The sequence below is a fragment of the Cytophagia bacterium CHB2 genome (assembly GCA_030263535.1).
Taxonomy (GTDB): Bacteria; Zhuqueibacterota; Zhuqueibacteria; order Zhuqueibacterales; family Zhuqueibacteraceae; genus Coneutiohabitans.
Window position 1 is genome coordinate 1 of record SZPB01000318.1, and the last position, 7396, is coordinate 7396.

Sequence of the window (7396 nt, forward strand, 5' to 3'; positions counted from 1 at the left end):
ACCGGCGTTCCGGCGCCGGCGCCAAGTAACGTCACCTGCGCCGGCCCGGGTTGAGCGTAGCGCCCCAACACCACGAGCTGCTCGCCGACATAAATGTCCGGCAACTGCAACGGATATACTTCGCTCGTCACCGCCGGTGTAAAGTCGATGCGAATGTTTTGCAACAACGGATTGCGAATCTTGCTGTAAAACGCGCTGATGCGGCTATTAACCTCGTCGTTGCCCAAAAACTCGGCGATGCCGTTGTTATTCGCGGCAACCTGGGTGAGTAACGCTTGATTCACGTCGCTGCCAATACCGAACACGAAAATGCGCACATTGTGTGTGTTGGCGTTGATCACCGCCTGTTGATCGAGCGAGGCAATGCCGTCAGTGATAAAGATGATGATGTTGGCCGTAGTGTCGCTCATGTCCTGGCCCAAGCCCGACAGCAAGGCCGCCTGCAAATCCGTGCCGCCGGTGGCTTGAATTTGAGTGATGAAGTTGCGTGCGGCCGTAATCTCCGTGTCCGTTGCAAGCACAGGATTCGAACGGAATCTCGTGACCGTGGAATTGAATTTGATCACATTGAAGCGGTCGCTGGCGTTCAAATGATCGACGGTGAACAGTGCAGCGGCTTTGGCCTGTTCGATTTTTTGCCCAGACATGCTGCCGGAAACGTCAATGATAAATGTGAAGACTTTGTCGATGATTTCTTCCTGCGAGGTGTTCGGATCCGGCTCCGCCAGCATGATGAAAAAGCCCTCTGCATTTTGCGGTTTGTGAGAGAGCAGAAACACGCCAAGATCCGTCTGGCTGACTTGATAATTCACCACAAAGTTGCGATTCGCCGGCAGATTTTCTTGCGAAAAGAAAAGCGTGGCCACACTGTCGCTGAAGCTGCTCGCCACGGCGCTGTGGGAAGGATTCGACAACCCGACGAGATTGCGCTCCGAGCGCAAATGCAGATCGAGCGCAAAGCTCTCCAGCGGCCGTTGTGCAAATGCCTTCAAATCGAGCGGGTAATCATAAACCACTTGCCCATTGCGATAATCCAGCAGTTCGATGTAGGTGAGTTCGACGATAAGAGTCGAGTCTGCCGGCAGCGAGTCTGTAAAGGCGAATAAAAACGGCGCATCACCGAGATAATCAAGAAAAAAATGATCAACGTCCCCGCCGGGATCGATGATACCGCTGGAATCTTGCGGCGCGCCGGTGATTTGCGCCGTGCGCCACACGCCCCCAACTTTCCAGCGAAACTGCGTCACACTTGCGTTGATGTCAGTTGGAAAGCCATATTGCAGCCACACATGCTGCTGCCAGGGATTCACGAATGTCTGTTGCGTGACCGTCGTGGCGACTTGGTTGTTGATGTCTGCCGTGACCATCACCTGTTGCGGCTGCAAATAACTCGAAGCCTGGCCTTTGATTTTCATAAGGCCGTCGGCAAAGGCGGGCAGGGTGGCGAGCAACAAAATCGTAAGCAATATTTTTTTCATGATGACAACTCCTCGTCCATTCGAAAAATCCAAACTCACTCCAGTAAAGCCATTTTTTGGGATTTGACAAAATCGCCGGCCGCCATCCGGCAAAAATAAATGCCGCTGACTGCTGCCCGGCCTTCATCGGTTTTGCCGTCCCAGGCCACGGTGTAAAAACCCGCGCGTTGATTTTGGTTGACCAGTGTTCTCATCAAACGGCCGTGCAAGTCGTAAATCTGCAAAACGATGCTCGCATTTTCCGGCAGCGCATACTGAATCGTTGTGCTGGGATTGAACGGGTTCGGAAAATTTTGCGCCAGCTCGAATTTTTCGGGAACGGCATCGGTTTGATCCAGAACACTTGTCGCTGTGGTGTAAACGATCGTCAACACCGGGCGATTCTCGACAACGGAATGTTCCCGCGAATCGAAGCGCTTGGCGCTGGCGTTGGTTGCTTCATTGCCCAACAACAGCCAGCCAAAGTTTTCCCCCGGCGTGTCGAGCCAGGCTTGCACATCCGCGACCATCTCCGGCGTCGATCCCCAATCGTAAAAGCCGAGATCGCCGGCGATGGTTTGCGCGGCGCTGGCAGCCGCGGCGAAATCGCCGCCGGCATTGGTCCAGAGTTGCGTGTTGAAGAATGTGTGAATCCAGGTCGCATCGCCGGTTGTCGCAGTACCGCCGCCGCCTTCTTCGCCGAATGCCACGGACGTGCCCTCGCCCCAATCCGCCAGAACGCGATGCAGCGCAACAGAATATACCCCTGAGAGTGCGCGTGACAAGTTGAGCCTCAGGGTCGCGCTTTGAATCAAAGCACCCGCAGGAATATTTCCGGCAACGTCGAACGCTACCAAGCCGCGCCGCACTTCACCGTGATTGTTTTGCCCGGCAAAGAAGTACGCGCCGCTGCCGTTGCTGAATGAACCGGAAGCGTTTTCGTAAAGGGTGTTATCTTTGCTGGCAGTGATTTTGACTTCGATCTGGGCATGCAATGAGCTGATGAAAATGAAACCCGTGGCTGACAAGAAAAGCGCCAAAAACCGGTTGCGACTGCGCATGATTACTCCTGACGTTAGTGAATGAGTAACATTTTTTGGGTGATAACGTTTTTGTCTGATTCCAGCCGATAAACATACGTCCCGCTGGCCAGCTCGTTGTTGTGCGCATCCCGGCCATCCCACATCACTTCATAGTGTCCCGGCGCAACTTCACGATCAAACAAAACCCGCACCAGCCGGCCGGTGAGGTCGAAGATTTTGATCACAACGCGTTGTTGCTGCGCGTTTGGGGGCACGAAAAACACAATCTTGGTTTCGGGATTGAAGGGATTGGGATGATTCTGCTGAAGTGAGTGTAAAATATGTAAACTATCTATTGTCTCTTGCACGCTCGTCGTTGGTTCAATGCTGCGAAAGATACCGCCACCTTCTGTCCCCACATAAATATGATCGTTTACGTCGATTAAGAGGCATCGTACTTGATGATGTTCCAGACCGCTGTTGATTCCGAACCAATTTTCACCATCATCTCTGGAATAGAATACTCCTCGATTATACGTTCCAGCCCAAATTCTACCACTGCGATCGACGACAAGAGCCGCCACATCGGTATCAAGCAAACCGTTATTTACGGCGTTCCAATTTTCTCCATGATTCCTAGAACGATAAATCCCACTCCCAAAAGTTCCTGCAAAAATATATTCATGTGTGTTAAACGCAAAGCTCTCGATTTGACGATGCCACGATTCATTCCCGATCTTCTCCCACGTCTCCCCACGGTCAGTAGAGCGAAGAAGGCCAAAAAATTTGGTTCCGGCAAACAGATCATTCGAAAAAGGATTGGCTTTAATCGCGCCGGTAAAGAAATCCGTATCAACGGTTGCCCAATTTGCCCCACCATCAGTAGATCGAATGATGCCTCTCTCCGTGCCAGCAATGATGTAGCCAAGCGAGTCAATCAATAGTGTAACGACGCAAAGGTCGGGTAAACTTGTGGTAAGTAGTGCCCAGTTTTCCCCATTGTCGTTTGATCGGAAAATGCCGCTTCCTTGACACAGGTCAGTTGTAAGGCCGGCAAAAATATGGTCGCCTTGGCCAACTGCAATAGCACGGACATTCGTAAAATTCAAAATTAAACCACTATTGATTGCAGTCCAGTCACTGCCGTCGTTTCCTGAGCGGAAAATGCCTGAACCAATTGTCCCCGCAAAAATATCGTTTTTACTGTTGGCTGCCAATGCGTAAACATGACCGGTTCCAGGAATGCCAGTTCGTCGCCAAAAATCTTGCGCCTGTACCTCGAAATGGATTGACAGCCACAAAGCCAAAATGAAAATGACTTTAATAAAGATATTGCCGATACAGTTGGTTCGTAATTGCATCGGGTTCATGATTTTTCTCTCCAAATTCATACTTTTTCAATGGAAAATCGAGACATGGCTATGGTGAAATTGATATTTTAAATTCTATCGCAACAACGTCATGCGCTTCACAATCGTTACACGTCCCGTTTCCAACCGATAAACATACGTCCCGCTGGCCAATTCGTTGTTGTGCCCATCCCGGCCGTCCCAAATCACTTCATAGCGTCCCGGCGCGACTTCACGATCAAACAAAACCCGCACTAGCCTGCCGGTGAGATCGAAAATCTTGATAACAACACGTTGTTGCTGTGCGCTTGGCGGTACGAAGAACACGATCCTGGTTTCGGGATTGAAGGGATTGGGATAATTCTGTTCCAGCACAAACGTCTTGGGCAAAAGCTGCGGCTCGCCATTCTCGACCGAAGTCGGGTTGGGATCGACATACAGCGCCGTGTACTTCGTTAAAATGCTGTAGCGAATGCTCAAATCGATCACCGCGTCGACCAACTCCTTCAACTCGCCGTAAATCGCGATTTGTTCGAGCAGATAATCGATCTTGCTCCTGGCCCATAACCGGGCCACGGCGCGATTGCCGCCGCTGATTTGCCCAAACGTCACCAAACTCGTCAGCTCGAAATTCTGCTGCTGCGCCGTGCCGCTGAGCGTCACGGGAAACGAACCGCTGTTGGTGTAGCGCCCGAATTGCAAAACCTGATTGCCGAAAAACAAATCCGAAAGCGCCAGCGGATAGCGATCATAAGTCTGCAAGCCGCCGAGATCAAGATCAAGATTCGACAACACCGGCTTGGAAATGCGATTGACATGATTGGCCACCACCAGCGCGATGCTGTCGGTTGCCGTGATGTAGGTGGGATAACCGCCGTTCGCGCGCGCCAGCGCAATCAACAAAGGCTTGCTCACGTCATCACCGATGCCGAAGGGAAAGATGCGCACATTGTGCTTGTTGCGCGCCGCCGCGCTGTCCACAATGGCGTTGACGTTCAGCTCGCCCCAGGTGGGATAGCCGTCGGTGAGGAAGATCAGATTGTTGGAAGTGGCCTCCCGGAACGACTGCTGCAACGAGGCGTGCAGCGCGCCGTCGATGTTGGTCAAACCCAGCGCGCTCAGGCCGTTGACAAATGCGCGCGCGACCGCGATCGCAGCGGCCTCGGCCGGCACCAAATCCGGTTGATACTTCACGACATTGGTGCCGAAGGTGACAAGATTGAAACGATCCGCAGGATTGAGATGATCCAAAAAACTGTTGAGCGCGGACTTCAATTCCACCAAACGCTCGCCTTCCATGCTCGAGGACACATCTGCCGTGAACACGAGGTCACGCGCCAGCGTTTCCCCGGCCTCAATCGTGTCCGGCGGCGTGATCCACAACGCATAAAAACTATCCACGCCGAACGAGTCGGTGGCCACAGGCGTGTAGGTGATGACGTTCATGTCAACCGACTCGCGCTTGGTTTCGAAGCGCAGCAGAAAGTCGCGGTCTGGCGTGAAATTCTCATCGCCGAAAATGACTTCATACTGGCTCGGCGAAACTTGTGTGATCTGCATGCCGGTGGAGTTGGCGTGGCTGGGCGAGGTGAAGGACTTGAACTCTTTGGCCGTGGCCGCGGCAATATTCAGCGTAACGCGCTGCAACGGCCGCGGCGAAAGCCCGGTGGTGCGCAGGAGAAAGCGATAATCGACGTTGCCGAATTCATAAGCCAGCAGCTCGGCATAAGTGATTTCAAAACGAACATCGGTTTGCGGATTGATGGGCGCGATATTCAATTTGAACAAATTGTCGCCGAGATACTGCAACAACGCCGGGTCGATGAGCTGGCGAATGCGCTCGTCATACGCCTGTTGCGCGGCCTGGCGCTCGCGGACGGAGGCGACGAAGCGCTCGCCGTTGAGCCAGTAAACCAGTTCGGTGATCACCGCGCCTTCAGGCAGGGGAAAAATGTAGGTGGCCTCGACAATGTCATTGGTTTCGTTGAAGCAAATCTGATCGACGTGGGTCACCGCGATTTGATCCTGGATCGCCACGCTGGCGTCATAGGTTTTGATCCAGATGGTTTGATAGGTTTGATTGCTGCGCAAAGGGCGCACGAACAGCGCGCCGGTGGCAAACGCGGATTGCTGCGCGAGCATGGCCCAAAAAATGGCGGCAAGAATGATTCTCATGAGCCGTCGCATGATGAACCTCCTCAAGCGAATATCAACATGGGAAATTTTAATGGAGATGGAGAGAGAAACGCGAAGAGTATGCGTACTCTGGTGAAAAAAGCGGGACCGGTCGTACCGTTGCGCGGCAATCCTCCGCATCCAGGATCGACGCACGCCGGTCGGAATGGCACCCTTTTCAGGGTATTGCTCTCGCCAATCCGGATGAGTTGCGCCCTTGCGGGCAAGCCTCCCTTTCGCGAATGAGGGCTGCATCACGATCCGGTCCGTGCTTTTGCACTGGCACTTGCCAGCGTTACAATGAAGGTATTTAAAAGCATGACAATTAACGTGCCGGAAATTATCCTTCAGCTCAAACGACTATAAATTATGGATTTGTATGGCAGGGGGAAGCAGTGGCAGATGGATTTTTGTGCAAGTCTTGCACAAAATTTATGGAAAAGGTGCATGATGTGCACGGAGGGCATAAGGCGTAATCGGTGCCCATTCGAAAACGGCCAGCTTTTGAAATGTTTCTGCAACGGCTTGGCCGCTGCATTGAAAGCTCTCTCGCTACCAAAGGATGATTCCACAGCCGAACATTAGCGCGTTGTTTCTCCAGCTTTCAAGAAAGGTGGCGCTTTCATTTTTTGTCAAGCCAATTCAGGTAATTCGAATGCTGCGCAAGGAATAAAAGCAGCGTGAGCAGGGTTGACACGCACAAGCAAAAAAATAGTTTTTTCACTGTTGGCGCTCTTTCAATAAAATCAAAATCGATACCCCATTGACAGATTCCAAATACGAAGGGGAACGTCTTCTCCTATTACAATGCTTGATACCCAATCCACATAATCAACCTGATAACGCAGACCGATTTGGAACTTTGAATAATGAACGGACATTCCGAAATTTGGACATAGTCCCCTTCCATGATAGGAGTAGTTCTCGCCAATCGAGTGTGTGCCACGATAATCAAAGCGGAAGCTTTGGCGCTCCTCCTCGGTCAAATCTGTGGATTTTATTTCTCTCAAAAGAGTGCTTCTGGAAGCATCTTTTGGAGGAAACTTTAAAGAATAGCCTAATTCCAGCCCGATGCTCAGATTTTTTCGCAGCGTCTTTTCCACTTTCAATAAAATCGGTATTTCAAGGTATCTCAACTGAATGTCGATATCAATATAGCTAATTGTCGTTTCTTCAGCAGGGAGATAAGGAAAAATAGGAAACAAATCTTCTCGTCTTTGAACCGATTTGTTTCTCAGAGCCGTGGCGGAATTTGTAATCAGAACTTCGGTTCTCAATTGAATCCAGCGATAAAGACGCCAATCTTTGCCGATTCCATATAGGTAACTCATCCCAGGGTCACCGTATGATGGCTCTTTGAGATAGGAATAAGTGCCGCCGGCCTTTATGAAAA

Annotated in this window: 4 protein-coding genes; all 4 read right to left on the reverse strand. The window is 51.5% G+C overall.

The annotated features are described in order from the left end of the window. A partial coding sequence (locus FBQ85_23240) for a VWA domain-containing protein (GenBank protein MDL1878058.1) occupies positions 1-1478 on the reverse strand: 1478 nt, incomplete at its 3' end. A 35-nt stretch (positions 1479-1513) separates the two neighbouring features. After that, positions 1514-2518, reverse strand: coding sequence for a DNRLRE domain-containing protein (locus tag FBQ85_23245; GenBank protein ID MDL1878059.1), 1005 nt, complete (start codon positions 2516-2518; stop codon positions 1514-1516). A 14-nt stretch (positions 2519-2532) separates the two neighbouring features. Beyond that, positions 2533-3870, reverse strand: coding sequence for a T9SS type A sorting domain-containing protein (locus FBQ85_23250; protein ID MDL1878060.1), 1338 nt, complete (start codon positions 3868-3870; stop codon positions 2533-2535). A 54-nt stretch (positions 3871-3924) separates the two neighbouring features. Further along, the gene (locus FBQ85_23255; protein MDL1878061.1) at positions 3925-6258 is read right to left on the reverse strand and encodes a VWA domain-containing protein; all 2334 of its coding nucleotides are present in this window, start codon (positions 6256-6258) and stop codon (positions 3925-3927) included. Positions 6259-7396: the final 1138 nt, after the last annotated feature.